The following is a 13,140-nucleotide window of genomic DNA, read 5'->3' on the forward strand; positions in this document are numbered from 1 at the left end:
CCGGCTGCAGGCGCCGGCCCGCGCCCACCTCAAGAGCGGCAGCCTGCGCGACGTGTTCGGCGTGGCCGGCTACGTGCACGGCGCCGGTGGGCGCCGCTGGGTGGTGGTGGCGATCGCCAACCATCCCGACGCGGCCGCCCTGCGTCCGGTAATCGAGACCCTGCTGGCCTGGACCGCCCGGCAGCCCTGAACGCGGGGACCCGCCACGAAGCGCACCGACCAAAGGACAAGGGGCCCCTGCGGGCCCCTTGTTTCCTGTTGGAGCGTAGCGGATCACCAGCGTTCGCGCAGCCGGTCGAACGCGTAATTGCCGAACGACACGTGCCCCGCCGGCGTGAAGTAGACCGGGTCGGCGAACAAGGTGGCCTCGACCGGCGCGCCCGTCAGCGTGCCGGCGTTGCACAGCGCCGAGTTCACCTGCCCGGCGCCGATGCCGATGCCGGCGCCCGCGTCCACCGAGGTGCACAGGACGCTGTCGACGTCGGTGAAGCCATAGCTCGCGGGACTGGCGGTGACCAGGTTGAAGTAGAGCGCCGCGTCGACGTACAGCACCTTGGCACCGAGATCGACGATGGAGACCAGCAGCCCGTTGTTGAACTGCGTGCTGAGATCCTGCAGGTAGGCGGCGTTGCCGCTGGCCTGCGCCCAGGGCGAGCGCCCGAGGTTGTAGGGTCCGACCACCACGACGTGCGAGGCCCCGGCATCGACCAGCCGCTGCACCTGTGCGCCGAGCTCGCGGCCGGCCTGCTGGACGTTGGCGGTGGCCGCGGCCTGGGACTGGGTGGTGGCCGTGACCGCCGCCACCTGCGCAAGGATGTCGGCGGTGCCGCCCGACACCACGACCAGGTCACCGCCGGCGGGCGCGCCGGCCGCCAGGAAGGCGTCGATCTGCTCGGCGATGGTCGGGGTGGCGGCGTTGCCGCTGGCATCGGGCCGGGCAGTTACGCGCGCGCTGCCGATCGCGTAGCTGGTGCCGCCGCTCGCGCTGGGCGCGAGCGCCAGCCCATAGCGGGCGGCCAGCTGCTCGGTCCAGTTCACCCCGCCGTTGTTGACGGTGTAGCGCGCGCCGCGCTGGCCGGCATCGGCGGCGGCGTCGCCGAAAGCCACCACCCGGGCCGGGTGGAACTCCGACTCGACCGAGCCGCCACCGCAGGCGGCGAGCAGCAACGGCGAAAGACTGGCGGCCGTGAGCAGCGCACGGCGCAACCGCTGGAAACGCATGGGGATCTCCGTCGAAAAGCCGCGCTAGTTTAACGAGCGCTCAGGCCGCCGCGCGCTGCAGGCGGTCGCGCACGCCGTCCCAGTCGGCGCCGGCCGGCGGCGCCTCGACCCAGATCAGCTGCACGCCCCGGGCGTCGAATTCGCGCAGCACCGCGAACAGCTGGCGCGCCGCCTCGCGCGCGTCCTCGGGCATGTGCCGGCGCAGCACCCGGCTCGAGGGAGTCTGCAGGATCGCGCGCGACCAGGTCGCGATGCCCTCGGCCTGCTCGCCCAGCACGTCCAGCGCGGCCTGCAGGGCCGCGGCGTCCATCAGCCGCACGCGTGCGCGCGGGGCGTAGTGCGAGGCCAGCGTGCCCGAGGCTCGCGGGGCCTCCCGCCCCACTTCGCCGGGCCGCGCCAGCGGCTCGCCGCAGGCCGCCTCGATCTGCCGCACGGTGAGCACGCCCGGGCGCAGCAGCACCGGCCGGCCGCGCGTGCAGTCGACGATGGCCGATTCGATGCCGACCTCGCAGGAGCCGCCGTCGAGCACCCGCAGCCCCTCGCCGAATTCGGAAGCGACGTGGGCGGCGCTGGTGGGACTGACCCGGCCGAAGCGGTTGGCGCTGGGCGCGGCCAGCCCCGGCACCGGCGGCTCGGCACGCGCGCAGGCCAGCAGCAGCGCCTGCGCCACCGGGTGCGAAGGGCAGCGCAGGCCGATCGTGTCGTGACCGCCGGCGGCGGCCGGTGCCACGCCTTCGCGGCGCGGCAGGATCAGGGTGAGCGGGCCGGGCCAGAACGCGTCGATCAGGCGCTGCGCGAACGCTGGCACGTCGGCGGCGAAGCGGGACACGGCGGCGCCGTCCGGCACGTGCACGATCAGCGGATGGTCGCTCGGCCGTCCCTTGGCGGCGAAGACCCGGGCCACCGCCGCGTCGTTGCCGGCGTCGGCGCCCAGGCCGTAGACGGTCTCGGTGGGAAAGGCCACCAGCTCGCCGGCCTGCAACGCGCGGACGGCGTCCTGCAGGGCGGCGGGGTCGCGCGGATCGCTGATCATCGATTCAGAACGGCGCGATGCCCAGCAGCTCGCAGGCACGCAGGGCCACGCCGCGGGCCTGGGCCGGGTCGGCGGCGGTGACGGTCAGGTGGCCCATCTTGCGGCCGGCGCGCGCGCCGGCCTTGCCATACAGGTGCAGGTGGGCGCCCGGCAAGGCCAGCACCGGCCCCCAGGGCGGCTCGCGCGGGTCGTCGCTTCCCGGCGCGAACCACAGCTCGCCGAGCAGGTTGAGCATGATCGCGTGGCTGTGCTGGCGCGGCGCCACCAGCGGCAGGCCGGCCAGCGTGCGCACCTGCAGCTCGAACTGCGAGACGTCGGCGCCGTCGATGCTCCAGTGGCCGCTGTTGTGCGGCCGCGGCGCCATCTCGTTGACGACCAGCGAGCCGTCCTGCAGCAGGAAGAACTCCACGCACAGCACGCCGACGTAGTCCAGCCCCTGCGCGATGGCGCGCGTGGCCTCGATCGCCTGCCGCGCCGTGGCCTCGGGCAGCACGCCGGAGCCGACCTCGGTCACGGCCAGGATCCCGTCGCGGTGCAGGTTCTTCTGCGCCGGCAGGTGGACCATGGCGCCGTCGGCGCCGCGCGCCACCACCACCGAGCATTCCGCCGCCAGCGGCAGCAGGCGTTCCAGCACGCAGGGCACCCGGTGCAACTCGTCCCAGGCGGCGGCCAGCGCAGCCCGGTCGGCCACGCGCACCTGGCCCTTGCCGTCGTAGCCCAGCCGGGCCGTCTTGAGCACGCCGGGCAGCAGGGCCTCGGGCACGGCCGGCAGGTCCCCGGCCGACGCGATCACCGCATGCGGGGCGCAGGGCACGCCGCAGCGCAGGAAATGCGCCTTCTCCTGCGCCCGGTCCTGCGCGATCGCCACGGCCGTGTGCGCCGGCGCGACCGGCCGCTGCATCGCCAGTGTCCTGAGCGACTGCGCCGGCACGTTCTCGAATTCGGTGGTGATGGCTTGCGCGCGTGCGGCCAGCTCGTCGAGCCCGGTTTCGTCGTCGTAGGCGGCGTGCACGTGGAAGTGGCTGACCCGGCCGGCCGGGCTGGCCCCGTCGGGGTCCAGCACCGCGGTGGCGTAGCCCAGCTGCTGGGCGGCATGGACGAACATGCGGCCGAGCTGGCCGCCCCCCATCACCCCCAGCGTGCTGCCCGGCGGCAGCGGCATCGCGGCCGGCGTGCTCATGCCGGTGGCAGCACGGTGGCGCGCGCGGCCTCCGTCTGCCGGGTCCGGAACGCGGCCAGCTGGCTGCGCAGCCGCTCGTCCGCGCCGGCCAGCATCGCCACCGCGAACAGGGCCGCGTTGGCCGCTCCGGCAGCGCCGATGGCGAACGTGGCGACGGGAATGCCCCTGGGCATCTGCACGATGCTGTGCAGCGAATCCACCCCTTGCAGGTGGCGGCTGGGCACCGGCACGCCCAGCACCGGCACGGTGGTCTTGGACGCCAGCATGCCGGGCAGGTGGGCGGCGCCGCCGGCGCCGGCGATGATGGCCTTCAGCCCGCGGCCGGCGGCCTGCTCGGCGTAGCCGAACATCTCGTCGGGCATCCGGTGCGCGGAAACGACCTTCGCCTCATGCGCGACGCCGAATTCCTGGAGAATCTGCACTGCGTGCTGCAGGGTGTCCCAGTCGCTGCCGGACCCCATCACCACGCCGACCTGGACAGGGGGCATGAAGTGCTCCTAAAGGCTGAATTCTAAGTTTAGGGACCCGCATTCCATGATCGACGTCACGATCGAGAACTTCGAAACCGAAGTCATCGCCGCCTCCATGACCCAGCCGGTGCTGGTCGATTTCTGGGCGCCGTGGTGCGGCCCCTGCAAGGTGATCGGGCCGATCCTCGAGAAGCTGGAGGCCGAGTATGCGGGCCGCTTCAAGCTGGTGAAGATCGATTCCGACCAGGAGCAGCAGCTCGCGGCGGCCTTCGGCGTGCGCAGCATCCCGACCTGCATCCTGCTGATGAACGGGCAGCCGGTCGACGGCTTCATGGGAGCCGTGCCCGAAGGCCAGCTGCGCCAGTTCCTCGACAAGCACCTGCCCGCCGCCGGTCCGGCGGCCGAGGAAGAGCTGCCGGCCGAGGAGCCGCTCGATGCGCAGGACCGGCTGGAGCAGCTGCAGCATGCCGTGGCCACCAACCCGGCCGACGACGAGGCCCGCTTCGAGTACGTCAAGGCCCTGCTGCTGGCCGGCCGGCTGGCCGATGCCAGGGTCGCTTTCGAACCGGCCGCTGCCAAGGCGGCCGGCATCCGGCGGCTCGACTCGCTGCAGCGCGTGATCGACGCCATGGACTTTGCGGCGCGGCAGGGCGATGCCGACCGGGCCCAGGCCGGGCTGGAGGCGCGCATCGCCGCCGACCGGCGCGACTTCGAGGCCCGCTTCGGCAAGGCCTGCCTGCTGGCCGCGCAGCAGCGCTGGACCGAGGCGATGGACGAGTTGCTGGAGATCCTGATGCGCGACAAGACCTGGAACGAGGACGCCGCGCGCAAGGCCTATATCGCCATCCTCGACATCATCGAGCCGCCCAGGCCCAAGGTCGCCGAAGGCCAGATACCGCCCGACGATCCCACCGTGGCAACCTACCGCCGCCGGCTGTCGAGCGTGGTGTTGTCCTGACACGGATCCGTGCCATGGCGGCCTCGAGCCGCAATCCATCGCCCGCGCGCTGAACACGCACCTGCGTGCACGGGCGGCGGAAGGTGGGTCCCGGTTTCCACCGGGATGGCACGGGGGTGCTGCCCTGCCCGGACGGGCCGTCAGCCCGTCAGCCGGTCCAGCGCCTCGCGGTACTTGGCCGCGGTGCGGGCGATCACGTCCTGCGGCAGCCGCGGCGCCGGCGGCGACTTGTCCCAGGGCTTGCCGTGGATGCGCACCTGCTCCAGCCAGTCGCGCAGGTACTGCTTGTCGAAGCTGGGCGGGTTGCGGCCCTCGCGCAGCGCCTCCTCGTAGCCTTCCACCGGCCAGTAGCGGGAGGAGTCGGGCGTGAGCACCTCGTCCATCAGCACCACCCGGCCGCGCTCGTCGATGCCGAATTCGAACTTGGTGTCGGCAATGATCAGCCCGCGCGCCAGCGCGATCTTCGCGGCCTCGGTGTACAGCGCGATGCTGAGGTCGCGCACCTTCCCGGCCACCGCGGCCCCGACCAGCTCGACGGTGCGCTCGAAGGTGATGTTCTCGTCGTGTTCGCCGGCCGCCGCCTTGGAAGCCGGCGTGTAGATCGGCTGCGGCAGGCGGCTCGAATTGGTCAGCCCCGGGGGCAGCGGCACGCCGCAGACCGACTGCGTGGCCTGGTACTCCTTCCAGCCGCTGCCGGCCAGGTAGCCGCGCACCACCGCCTCGATCGGCAGCGGCTTGAGGCGCTTGACCAGCATGGAGCGGCCCACCACCTGCTGGATCTCGGCCGAGGTCACCACGCTCTCGGGCAGCTCGCCGGTGAGGTGGTTGGGGCACAGCCGGGCCAGCTTGCCGAACCAGAACAGCGCCATGTGGGTCAGCAGCTCGCCCTTGCCGGGGATCGGCTCGCCCATGATCACGTCGAAGGCCGAGATGCGGTCGGTCGCGACCATCAGGATGCGGTCGTTGCCGACCGCGTAGTTGTCGCGCACCTTGCCGCGCGCCAGCAGCGGCAGCGAAGTGAGCGAGGAGGTGTGCAGGGCGGAGGTCATGGCAGTCGTCCGGCAAAAGCAAACGGCCCGCAACGCGCGGGCCGTCCGATTATCGCCAAGGCGCGCGTCAGTGCACCGTCTGCGCCAGCTCGCCGCGCTCGTACTTCTGCGCCACCACCTGCAGCGAGTGGCCCTTGATCTTCGGCGCCTGGCCTTCGCAGCCGAACTGCTGGTAGCGCTGCCGGCAGATCTGTTTGGCGGCTTCGCGCGCGGGTTTCATCCACTCGCGCATGTCGAACTTGTCGGGGTTCTCGGCCAGGAACTTGCGCACCGCGCCGGTCATGGCCAGGCGGATGTCCGTGTCGATGTTGATCTTGCGCACGCCGTGCTTGATCGCTTCCTGGATCTCCTCGACCGGCACGCCGTACGTCTCCTTCATCCTGCCGCCGTACTGGTTGATGATGGCCAGCAGGTCCTGCGGCACCGAGGAGGAGCCGTGCATCACCAGGTGGGTGTTGGGAATGCGGCGATGGATCTCCTTGATGCGATCGATCGCCAGGATGTCGCCGGTGGGCTTGCGCGAGAACTTGTAGGCACCGTGGCTGGTGCCGATGGCGATGGCCAGCGCGTCCAGTTGCGTCTTCTTGACGAAGTCGGCGGCCTGCTCGGGGTCGGTCAGCAGCTGCTCGCGCGTCATGGTCGCTTCGGTGCCGTGGCCGTCCTCCTTGTCGCCGCGCATGGTCTCCAGCGAGCCCAGGCAGCCCAGCTCGCCCTCGACCGTGACGCCCAGCTTGTGCGCCATGTCGACCACCTTGCGCGTGACGTCGACGTTGTAGTCGTAGCTGGCGATGGTCTTGCCGTCGGCTTCGAGCGAGCCGTCCATCATCACCGAGGAGAAGCCCAGCTTGATGGCGCCGGCACACACGTCCGGGCTCTGGCCATGGTCCTGGTGCATCACCAGCGGGATCTCCGGGTAGGCCTCCAGCGCGGCCTGGATCAGGTGCTTGACGAAGGGCTCGCCGGCGTACTTGCGGGCGCCGGCGCTGGCCTGCAGGATCACCGGCGCCGCCAGCTCCCGGGCGGCTTCCATCACCGCCTGGACCTGCTCGAGGTTGTTGACGTTGAAGGCCGGGATGCCGTAGCCGTTGTCGGCGGCATGGTCCAGCAGTTCGCGCATGGAAACGAGGGGCATGGTGCAGTCCTGTCGAGTGATGAAATGCGGCTTGGCGCGAGCGGGAAACACCCTGCGCCAGCTGGGGAAATTCTAGCGGCTGGGTCGCGCCGCCGGGGCGCTTGGCACGGTCGCGCTGGACCGTGCCCGCCGGGCGCGCGGGCGCCTTTCAGGCCACCCGCAGGATCTTGAGCATGTTGGTGCCGCCCGGGGCGCCCATCGGTTCGCCGCAGGTGATCGCGTAGATGTCGCCGGAGGCGACGATGCCGCGCTTCTTCAGGTGGGCCTCGGCATCGGCCAGGGCGGTGTCGCGCTCGGCGCTCTGGTCCATCAGCAGCGGGCGGACGTTGCGGTACAGCGCCATGCGGCGCTGCGTGGCCAGCCGCGGGGTGAGCGCGTAGATCGGGACGTGGATCGGATGCCGGCTCATCCACAGCGGCGTGGAGCCCGAGTCGGTCAGCGCGACGATCGCCTTGCACCCCAGGTGGTAGGCGGTGAACAGCGCGCCCATGGCGATCGACTGGTCGATGCGCGAGAACTCGGTGCCGCTGAAGTCGGCGTCGAGCCTGACGTCCTCCGCCATCTCGGCCTCGGCGCAGATGTTGGCCATCTCGATGATGGTCTCCAGCGGATAGCGGCCGGTGGCCGTCTCGGCGCTGAGCATCACCGCGTCGGTGCCGTCCAGCACCGCGTTGGCGACGTCGCTGACCTCGGCGCGGGTGGGCACCGGGTTGGTGATCATGGACTCCATCATCTGGGTGGCCGTGATCACCACCTTGTCGCACTTGCGGGCCGCCCGGATCATGCGCTTTTGCAGCGCCGGCACGGCGGCATTGCCGACTTCCACCGCGAGGTCGCCGCGCGCGACCATGATGCCGTCGCTGGCCCTGAGGATGGATTCGAGGTTGGGGATGGCCTCGGCCCGCTCGATCTTGGCGATCAGCCCGGGCTTGTGGCGGTATTCGGCCGCGGCGACGTTGCACAGTTGCCTGGCCATCTCCATGTCGGTGGCGGTCTTGGGAAAGCTCACGGCCACGTAGTCGGCCTGGAAGCTCATCGCGGTGCGGATGTCCTCCATGTCCTTGGCCGTCAGCGCCGGCGCCGACAGGCCGCCGCCCTGCTTGTTGATGCCCTTGTTGTTGGACAGCTCGCCGCCCAGCTTGACGGTGGTGTGCACCTGTTCGCCGCGGACCCGGTCCACCGTCAGCACGATCAGGCCGTCATTGAGCAGCAGCGTGTCGCCGGCGCGCACGTCGCGCGGCAGCTCCTTGTAGTCCAGCCCTACGCCTTCGATGCCACCGGGCTCGCTGCGGGCGGCGTCGAGCACGAACTTCATGCCGGGTTCCAGCAATGCCTTGCCTTCGGCGAACCGGCCCACCCGGATCTTGGGGCCCTGCAGGTCGGCCATGATGGCCACCTCGCGGCCGGCGCGCTGCGCCGCCTCGCGCACCAGCTGCGCCCGGTCGATGTGGTCCTGCGCCTTGCCGTGGCTGAAGTTCAGGCGCACGACGTTGACGCCGGCGCGGATCATCTGCTCCAGCAGCTTGGGGTCGCTGGACGCGGGACCGAGTGTGGCGACGATCTTGGTGGCGCGACGGGCCATGGGCAGGACTCCTCCTCGACAAGGTGGCTTGGGGCATTCTCACATGCCCGGCGGACGCGGGCATGTCGCAGCACTTGTGCGCGCCATGCGGCCAATCGGCGCGGGTGCCGCGCGGCGTCAGGCGGCGGCGCGCCGGGCCAGGATCTCGAGCGCCGGCAGCGTCTTGCCTTCCAGCACCTCGAGGAAGGCGCCGCCGCCGGTCGAGATGTAGCCCACGTCCTTCTCGATGCCGTACTTGGCGATCGCGGCCAGGGTGTCGCCGCCGCCGGCGATGCTGAAGGCCCGCGAGCGGGCGATGGCCCGGGCGATCGCCTCGGTGCCCTGTGCGAAGGCGTCGAACTCGAACACGCCCACCGGGCCGTTCCAGACGATGGTGCCGGCGGCCATGAGCTGGTCGGCCAGCGCCCGGGCGGTGTCCGGGCCGATGTCCAGGATCAGGTCGTCCTCGGCCACGTCGCGTGCCGCCTTCACGGTGGCCCGCGCGTCGGCGGCGAAGGCCTTGGCGGTGACCACGTCGGTCGGGATGGGGACCTCGGCGCCGCGCGCCTTCATCGCCTGCATCACCGCCCGGGCTTCCTCCACCAGGTCGTGCTCGGCCAGCGACTTGCCGATCGGCAGGCCGGCGGCCAGCAGGAAGGTGTTGGCGATGCCCCCGCCGACCACCAGCCGGTCCACGTTCTTCGCGAGCGACTGCAGGATGGTGAGCTTGGTCGACACCTTGGAGCCGGCGACGATCGCCACCAGCGGCCGCTGCGGATGGGCCAGCGCCTTGCCGATCGCATCGATCTCGGCGGCCAGCAGGGGGCCCGCACAGGCCACCGGCGCATATTCGGCGATGCCGTAGGTGGTGGCTTCGGCCCGGTGCGCGGTGCCGAACGCGTCGTTCACGTAGATGTCGCACAGCGCGGCCATCTTGCGCGCCAGCCCCGGGTCGTTCTTCTTCTCGCCCCTGTTGACGCGGCAGTTCTCCAGCAGCACCAGCTCGCCGGGCGCGACCTGCACGCCGTCGACCCAGCCGGCCTTCAGCGGCACCGGCCGCGCCAGCAGTTCGGACAGGCGCTGCGCCACCGGCGCGAGCGAGTCCTGCGGCTTGAACCCACCCTCGGTGGGGCGGCCCAGGTGCGAGGTCACCATCACCGCGGCGCCGGCCTCCAGCGCCATGCGGATGCACGGCAGCGAGGCGCGGATGCGCGTGTCCTCCGTGATGCGTCCCTGCCCGTCCTGCGGGACGTTCAGGTCGGCACGGATGAACACGCGCCGGCCGGCCACCCGGCCCTGGTCGCAGAGATCGGAAAAGCGCAGCACGTTCATGGGTCGCAGCTCGGCCATCGGCAGTGGAAAGGGGAACCGGCGATTGTAGGCAGCCGGGCCGCCGCGACGGGCCGCCTGCGGCCGGGCTACCAGCCCAGGGCGAGGTGCAGCGGCAGGTACACCGCCATGCCGGCCAGCAGCGTGCCGAGCACGCTGCGGCGCCAGGCGAATACCGCCACGCCGGCCCCGGCGGCGAACAGGCGGGCGTCCTGCCAGCCGGCGATCAGCTGCCCCTGGGTCATCACCACTTCGGGCAGCACGACGCCGGCGAGCGCCGCGACCGGCGCGTACTGCAGTGCGCGCCGCGCGCCTTCGGGCAGGCGCCAGGGACGGTCGAGGATGAAGAAGAAGCAGCGGGTGAGCACGGTCACGCCGGCCAGGCCCAGGATGACGGCCAGCGTCCACAGGTCGGTGCCCGCCGTGCTCATGCGGCCTGCCCCTGCGGCCGCGAGGGCCGCCGGCCCTCCAGCCAGAACGCCGCGAGCACGGCCAAGGCGATCGCCGCCACCACGTTGAGCTTGAACGGCAGCGCAGAGGCCGCGACGGCGACGCCACCGGCCAGCACCGCTGCCAGGATGCGCAGCGGCGTATTGGCCAGCGAGCACATCACGCCCAGCAGGCACAGCACGCCGGCAAAGCCCAGCCCCCACCGCGCGGGCACCAGGTTGCCCAGCGCGACACCGAGCAGGCTGGGAACGATCCAGGCGACCCAGGTGATCGCGTAGTTGCCGGCCAGGTAGGCTTCCTGCGCGGCGCGCCCTTCGGGGTCGGCCACCGGGTGCGGGTGGCGCGCCGTGAACAGCGCATAGCTCATGTCCGCCGTCAGGAAGCCGTTGGCCAGCCGGCGCCAGCGCGGCATGTGGATCAGGTAATCGCGCAGGTGCAGGCTGAACACCACGAAGCGCAGGTTCACGCAGAACCCCGTGGCCCAGATCACCCCCATCGGCGCGCCGGCCACCAGCAGCGGAATCGCCGCCAGCTGCGAACTGCCGGCATAGACCAGCAGGGTCATCGCCACCGACTCGGCCACGCTCATGCCGGCGTTGACCATGGCGACGCCGGTCATCAGCCCCCAGGCGGCGATGCCCGGCGCGACGGGCGCGCTGGCGCGCACGCCATCGCGGAACTCGGGGTGCCGCCGCACCGAAGCCAGCCAGAACATCAGGCCGTCCCGAAGCGCTGGCCCGGCGCCACCGGCGTACCGCGCAGGAAGTCGGCTGCCGGCAGGCGCTTGCCGCCCGCGCGCTGCAGCTCGGTCAGCCGCAGCAGGCCCTCGCCGGTCGCCACCTCGATGCCGGCCGGCGCCACCGCCACCACGGTGCCGGGCACGATGCCGGCCGGCAGCGGGCGATCCGCTGCCTGGGCGCGCCACAGCTTGACCGATTCGCCCGCCAGCGCGCTGGTGGCGCCCGGGAACGGATCGAAGGCGCGCAGGCGCCGCTCGATGGCGACGGCCGGCTGCGACCAGTCGACCTGGGCCTCGGCCTTGTCGATCTTGCGGGCGTAGCTCGCGCCGGCGGCCGGCTGCGGGGTGCGGACCAGCCCGCCGCGGCCGGCCAGTTCCAGCGCCTCGACGATCAGGCCCGCGCCCAGCGCGGCCAGCCGGTCGTGCAGCGTGCCGGTGCTGTCCTGCGGCGCGACGGCGATGCGCCCGGCCAGCAGCATGTCGCCGGTGTCCAGCCCTGCGTCCATCTGCATGATGGTCACGCCGGTCTCGGCGTCGCCGGCTTCGATGGCGCGGTGGATCGGTGCGGCGCCGCGCCAGCGCGGCAGCAGCGAGGCGTGGATGTTCAGGCAACCGAGCCGCGGCGCATCGAGCACCCACTGCGGCAGGATCAGGCCGTACGCGGCCACCACCATCACGTCGGCATCCGCCGCCTGCAACGCCTGCCGCGCCCGGGCGGCATCCTCGGGATACCGGCCATCCAGCCGCAGGCTGCGCGGCTGCGCCACGGGGATGCCGTGCTGCTGCGCGAACTGCTTGACCGGCGAAGGCTGCAGCTTCAGGCCGCGGCCCGCGGGCCGATCGGGCTGGGTCAGCACCAGCGGGATGGCAAAGCCCGCCGCGTGCAGCCGTTCCAGGGCGGCGCGGGCAAAGTCGGGCGTACCGGCAAAGACGAGCCGCATGGGATGGGAAAGGGTGCTCTCAGTTGCGCTCGTTGTCGGGCGCGTTGATGAACTCCATGCCCTGGTGGGCGCGCCGGACCACACCTTGCCGGTCCAGGTACACCCAATAGAACATGTCGCTGCGATCGACGTCGCGCCAGCGGTAGGTCAGCACCGGGCCGTCCCAGCTCGCCACGCCGTCGACCCGGGCCGGCGGCCCGAACTCCCGCTCGACGTCGGTGGCGGTCCACTGTCCGGGCACGATGCGCTGGAACTCGGCCGCAGCCAGCACCTGCCGGGCCCCGACCAGGCGGCCGGCCGGGTCGAGGTCGACCATCCAGGCGTGGTGGCCGAAAGGCTGGGTCGAATACTGCAGCCGCTCGCCACCGGGGAGGGCGACGATGCGCGTCGGCGGACCCAGCCGCTCCAGCACCTGCTGGCGGCTGGTGCCGGGCTGCAGGTCGCCGGCGTAGAACGGATGGGCGCAGGCCGCCAGCAGGGTCGCCAGGCCGAGTCCGGCGAGGGTGCGGCGCAAGTCCATGGCACTCAGGCCGTGCGCTCGGCCTCGCGGCGCGACTTCAGCATCTTGCTCTTGATGCGGTTGCGCTTGAGCGGCGACAGGTATTCGACGAACACCTTGCCCAGCAGGTGGTCCATCTCGTGCTGGATGCACACCGCCAGCAGCCCTTCGGCCTCGATCGTGCGCGAGCGGCCCTGTTCGTCCAGGGCGCGCACGTGCACGGCCGTGGAGCGCTCGACACCGTCGTACACGCCGGGCACCGACAGGCAGCCTTCCTCGTTGACCTGGGTGTCCTCGCAGGCCCAGGTGATCTCGGGGTTGATCAGCACCAGCGGCTGGTTGCGCTCTTCCGACACGTCGATCACGATCAGCCGCTCGTGCACATCCACCTGGGTCGCGGCCAGCCCGATGCCGTGCGCGTCGTACATCGTCTCCAGCATGTCGGCGACGAGCTGGCGGATGCGGGCGTCGACCGCCTGCACGGGCCGGGCCACGGTGTGCAGGCGGGGGTCGGGGTAGCGGAGGATGGGCAGGAGGGCCATGGGTCGCAGATGGGGGCTGTCGCTATTTTCGCCACT

The 13,140-nt window shown here is 71.8% G+C and carries 14 protein-coding genes and 1 pseudogene; 2 read left to right on the top strand and 13 right to left on the bottom strand.

What is annotated here, in order from left to right:
* A pseudogene (locus V6M57_RS01260) lies at positions 1–190 on the top strand (peptidase M15); the annotation flags it as partial.
* Between the two features lie 83 nt (positions 191–273).
* Here V6M57_RS01260 and V6M57_RS01265 read toward each other — a convergent pair.
* From V6M57_RS01265 to purE, 4 genes are read right to left on the bottom strand one after another with little or no spacing between them, the layout of a single operon-like run.
* A complete protein-coding gene (locus V6M57_RS01265; RefSeq protein WP_332813163.1) occupies positions 274–1,221 on the bottom strand; it encodes an SGNH/GDSL hydrolase family protein in 948 nt (315 codons plus the stop codon).
* Positions 1,222–1,261: 40 nt separating this feature from the next.
* Complete coding sequence (locus tag V6M57_RS01270; RefSeq protein ID WP_332813164.1) at positions 1,262–2,254, bottom strand: L-threonylcarbamoyladenylate synthase; 993 nt, start codon at positions 2,252–2,254, stop codon at positions 1,262–1,264.
* A gap of 4 nt (positions 2,255–2,258) precedes the next feature.
* A complete protein-coding gene (locus tag V6M57_RS01275; protein WP_332813165.1) occupies positions 2,259–3,434 on the bottom strand; it encodes a 5-(carboxyamino)imidazole ribonucleotide synthase in 1,176 nt (391 codons plus the stop codon).
* A complete protein-coding gene (purE, locus tag V6M57_RS01280; protein WP_332813166.1) occupies positions 3,431–3,922 on the bottom strand; it encodes a 5-(carboxyamino)imidazole ribonucleotide mutase in 492 nt (163 codons plus the stop codon). Before purE ends, V6M57_RS01275 begins: the two co-directional genes overlap by 4 nt.
* Positions 3,923–3,968: 46 nt before the next feature.
* Here purE and trxA point away from each other — a divergent pair, with 46 nt between their 5' ends.
* Positions 3,969–4,862 (top strand): thioredoxin, encoded by an 894-nt coding sequence (trxA, locus tag V6M57_RS01285; protein WP_332813167.1) that lies wholly within the window; start codon positions 3,969–3,971, stop codon positions 4,860–4,862.
* Positions 4,863–5,002: 140 nt separating this feature from the next.
* Here the strand turns inward: trxA and V6M57_RS01290 are convergent, their stop codons facing one another.
* The 9 genes from V6M57_RS01290 to def form a co-directional block, all read right to left on the bottom strand.
* Entirely contained in the window at positions 5,003–5,911 is a 909-nt protein-coding gene (locus tag V6M57_RS01290; RefSeq protein WP_332813168.1) for a phosphoribosylaminoimidazolesuccinocarboxamide synthase, read from the bottom strand.
* Positions 5,912–5,978: 67 nt separating this feature from the next.
* Positions 5,979–7,043, bottom strand: a complete 1,065-nt coding sequence (fba, locus tag V6M57_RS01295; protein WP_332813169.1) for a class II fructose-bisphosphate aldolase — start codon at positions 7,041–7,043, stop codon at positions 5,979–5,981.
* Positions 7,044–7,191: 148 nt separating this feature from the next.
* Positions 7,192–8,625 carry a pyruvate kinase gene (gene pyk / locus V6M57_RS01300; protein ID WP_332813170.1) on the bottom strand — a complete coding sequence of 478 codons (1,434 nt, stop codon included), beginning with the start codon at positions 8,623–8,625 and terminating at the stop codon, positions 7,192–7,194.
* Between the two features lie 117 nt (positions 8,626–8,742).
* Positions 8,743–9,936, bottom strand: a complete 1,194-nt coding sequence (locus V6M57_RS01305) for a phosphoglycerate kinase (protein ID WP_332813196.1) — start codon at positions 9,934–9,936, stop codon at positions 8,743–8,745.
* An 86-nt stretch (positions 9,937–10,022) separates the two neighbouring features.
* Positions 10,023–10,364: an AzlD domain-containing protein gene (locus V6M57_RS01310; protein WP_332813171.1), complete on the bottom strand. Its 342-nt coding sequence runs from the start codon at positions 10,362–10,364 to the stop codon at positions 10,023–10,025.
* On the bottom strand, positions 10,361–11,098 hold the full coding sequence (locus V6M57_RS01315; RefSeq protein ID WP_332813172.1) for an AzlC family ABC transporter permease: 738 nt from the start codon (positions 11,096–11,098) through the stop codon (positions 10,361–10,363). The genes V6M57_RS01310 and V6M57_RS01315 overlap by 4 nt, the downstream gene beginning before the upstream one ends.
* On the bottom strand, positions 11,098–12,063 hold the full coding sequence (gene fmt, locus V6M57_RS01320) for a methionyl-tRNA formyltransferase (RefSeq protein WP_332813173.1): 966 nt from the start codon (positions 12,061–12,063) through the stop codon (positions 11,098–11,100). Before fmt ends, V6M57_RS01315 begins: the two co-directional genes overlap by 1 nt.
* 19 nt (positions 12,064–12,082) lie before the next feature.
* Positions 12,083–12,583 (bottom strand): hypothetical protein, encoded by a 501-nt coding sequence (locus tag V6M57_RS01325; RefSeq protein ID WP_332813174.1) that lies wholly within the window; start codon positions 12,581–12,583, stop codon positions 12,083–12,085.
* A 5-nt stretch (positions 12,584–12,588) separates the two neighbouring features.
* A complete protein-coding gene (gene def, locus V6M57_RS01330) occupies positions 12,589–13,104 on the bottom strand; it encodes a peptide deformylase (RefSeq protein ID WP_332813175.1) in 516 nt (171 codons plus the stop codon).
* Positions 13,105–13,140: the final 36 nt, after the last annotated feature.

It is taken from the genome of Ramlibacter sp. (assembly GCF_036676645.1).
GTDB lineage: Bacteria > Pseudomonadota > Gammaproteobacteria > Burkholderiales > Burkholderiaceae_C > Ramlibacter.

Excerpts from the sequence above, each read along its gene's own strand:
- V6M57_RS01265 (WP_332813163.1), bottom strand. The coding sequence starts at position 1,221 with ATGCGTTTCCAGCGGTTGCGCCGTGCGCTGCTCACGGCCGCCAGTCTT.
- V6M57_RS01270 (WP_332813164.1), bottom strand. The coding sequence starts at position 2,254 with ATGATCAGCGATCCGCGCGACCCCGCCGCCCTGCAGGACGCCGTCCGC.
- V6M57_RS01275 (WP_332813165.1), bottom strand. The coding sequence starts at position 3,434 with ATGAGCACGCCGGCCGCGATGCCGCTGCCGCCGGGCAGCACGCTGGGG.
- purE (WP_332813166.1), bottom strand. The coding sequence starts at position 3,922 with ATGCCCCCTGTCCAGGTCGGCGTGGTGATGGGGTCCGGCAGCGACTGG.
- trxA (WP_332813167.1), top strand. The coding sequence starts at position 3,969 with ATGATCGACGTCACGATCGAGAACTTCGAAACCGAAGTCATCGCCGCC.
- V6M57_RS01290 (WP_332813168.1), bottom strand. The coding sequence starts at position 5,911 with ATGACCTCCGCCCTGCACACCTCCTCGCTCACTTCGCTGCCGCTGCTG.
- fba (WP_332813169.1), bottom strand. The coding sequence starts at position 7,043 with ATGCCCCTCGTTTCCATGCGCGAACTGCTGGACCATGCCGCCGACAAC.
- pyk (WP_332813170.1), bottom strand. The coding sequence starts at position 8,625 with ATGGCCCGTCGCGCCACCAAGATCGTCGCCACACTCGGTCCCGCGTCC.
- V6M57_RS01305 (WP_332813196.1), bottom strand. The coding sequence starts at position 9,936 with ATGAACGTGCTGCGCTTTTCCGATCTCTGCGACCAGGGCCGGGTGGCC.
- V6M57_RS01310 (WP_332813171.1), bottom strand. The coding sequence starts at position 10,364 with ATGAGCACGGCGGGCACCGACCTGTGGACGCTGGCCGTCATCCTGGGC.
- V6M57_RS01315 (WP_332813172.1), bottom strand. The coding sequence starts at position 11,098 with ATGTTCTGGCTGGCTTCGGTGCGGCGGCACCCCGAGTTCCGCGATGGC.
- fmt (WP_332813173.1), bottom strand. The coding sequence starts at position 12,063 with ATGCGGCTCGTCTTTGCCGGTACGCCCGACTTTGCCCGCGCCGCCCTG.
- V6M57_RS01325 (WP_332813174.1), bottom strand. The coding sequence starts at position 12,583 with ATGGACTTGCGCCGCACCCTCGCCGGACTCGGCCTGGCGACCCTGCTG.
- def (WP_332813175.1), bottom strand. The coding sequence starts at position 13,104 with ATGGCCCTCCTGCCCATCCTCCGCTACCCCGACCCCCGCCTGCACACC.